This is a genomic window from Nitrospira sp. BLG_1, assembly GCF_047338595.1.
In the GTDB taxonomy this organism is placed as follows: Bacteria; Nitrospirota; Nitrospiria; order Nitrospirales; family Nitrospiraceae; genus Nitrospira_D.
This window is the reverse complement of record NZ_JBLFBO010000108.1, coordinates 1-2,244: the sequence shown is the minus strand read 5'-3', so window position 1 is coordinate 2,244 and position 2,244 is coordinate 1. Positions and strand designations below refer to the sequence as shown.

Annotated in this window: 1 rRNA gene; it reads left to right on the top strand. The window is 53.3% G+C overall.

From position 1 onward, the window contains the following. Window positions 1–2,244: ribosomal RNA gene (locus ACMTNU_RS20465) — 23S ribosomal RNA — on the top strand; the annotation flags it as partial.

The following is a 2,244-nucleotide window of genomic DNA, read 5'->3' as shown; positions in this document are numbered from 1 at the left end:
CCAACGCTACTGAACCCAATCAAACTCCGAATGCCGTTACTGGACGCACGGGAGTGAGACTACGAGTGCTAAGATCCGTGGTCAAAAGGGAAATAGCCCAGACCGTCAGCTAAGGTCCCTAAGCGCAAGCTAAGTGGGAAAGGTTGTAACGTCGCTCAGACAGCCAGGAGGTTGGCTTAGAAGCAGCCATCCTTTAAAGAGTGCGTAATAGCTCACTGGTCGAGCGATGGTGCGCCGAAAATTTATCGGGGCTCAAGTTTGCCACCGAAGCTACGGACTTGCACCGCAAGGTGCGAGTGGTAGGGGAGCATTCTCTGTGCGGTGAAGGTTGACCGACAAGGACAGCTGGAGCGCAGAGAAGAGATTATGCAGGCATAAGTAGCGATAATTGATGTGAGAATCATCAACCCCGTAAACCTAAGGTTTCCTGGCCTATGTTCGTCAGGTCAGGGTGAGTCGGATCCTAAGCCGAGGCCGAGAGGCGTAGGCGATGGCAAACAGGTCAATATTCCTGTACCACAGTGATGGCGTTATCAGCGAAGGGGGGGTGCAGAAGGGTAGGCACCGCCGGGTCCCTGGAATACCCGGTCTAAGCGTGTAGGCGGGTCTTGTTGGCAAATCCGCAAGGCCGTTACCGCCGAGACGTGATGGGGAGGCCGCAAGGCCACAAACGGGCTGATCCCATGCTGCCGAGAAAAGCCTCGTAGCGAGTCATCATTGTGTCCGTACCGCAAACCGACACAGGTAGGTGGGTGGAATACACCAAGGGGCGTGAGAGAACACTTCCTAAGGAACTTTGCAATTTAGCCCCGTAACTTCGGGAGAAGGGGTGCCACGCGTAGGTGAGTCTGTACAAGGTAAGCCGAACGTGGTTGCAATAAAGTGGCTCTAGCGACTGTTTACCAAAAACACAGGACTCTGCGAACACGCAAGTGGACGTATAGGGTCTGACGCCTGCCCGGTGCTGGAAGGTTAACCGGAGGAGTTAGCCGCAAGGCGACGCTTTGAAGGGAAGCCCCAGTAAACGGCGGCCGTAACTATAGAATGGACCACTGTAGTTCCGTAACAAATCTGGCTAAATGCTGGAACACCCGGTGTATCCTCGGGTACTCGCCACGAATTCGGTGGCAGTGACAATCCACGAGGTGCGGGCAATCAGCAGGAAAGGCTCAGATGCTCAATTTGAACAATATCCCATCCGATGTTGGCCATTACATGGCTGGCTTCACTGATGGAGAGGGTAGTTTCAACGTATCGTTCCGACCTCGGAGCGATTACAAGATGCCCTGGAAAGTGTCGCTCTGTTTCAACATCTCCCAACGTGACGAAGTGATCTTGGCCTTGTTCAAGCGTCACCTCAAGTGTGGGACGATGCGACAGAGACATGATGGAGTCTGGTATTTCGAAGTGAATAACTTTACCGCCATCGTGGAACACGTGCTTCCGTTCTTTGAGCGCTTCGGGTTTCTCTCCGCAAAGAAGAAGCGAGACTTCTCCAAGTTCAAGCAACTAGTCGAATTAATGCGAAGGGGACAACACCTGACGCGAAACGGAATTGAAGAAATTCTGAAAATTCGAGAGACGATGAACGATGGAGGCAAGCGACGCTACAGCGATGCGGAGATTCTGAAGCAATTTGAGAATCCTCAGAGACTATATGCCGGACCCGTTGAAATTGAAGCGGGATGAGATAGTCCGATCTGCCAAGCGATTTGCAGAGTCCGTCAGAAATGGCGGACCGACCCTCAGCTTAGAAGGCTGACGGTCAGTAACAAGAATGAACGGTCCTAAGGTAGCGAAATTCCTTGTCGGGTAAGTTCCGACCTGCATGAATGGCGTAACGACTGGAGCGCTGTCTCGGGGAGTGACTCAGCGAATTTGTTGTTCCGGTGAAGAAGCCGGGTGCCCGCAACTAGACGGAAAGACCCTGTGCACCTTTACTACAACTTGACATTGGATGTTGGAAGACGCTGTGTAGGATAGGTGGGAGCCTGCGAATCCTGGCCGCTAGGTCGGGTGGAGGCGTCCTTGAAATACCACCCTGAATCTTCTGATATTCTAACTCGGCCCTGTCATCCAGGGCGAAGACAGTGTCTGGTGGGTAGTTTGACTGGGGCGGTCGCCTCCCAAAAGGTAACGGAGGCGTTCAAAGGTTCCCTCAGGCTGGTCGGTAATCAGCCGTCGAGTGCAAAGGCAGAAGGGAGCTTGACTGCGAGAGCGACAGCTCGAGCAGAGACGAAAGTC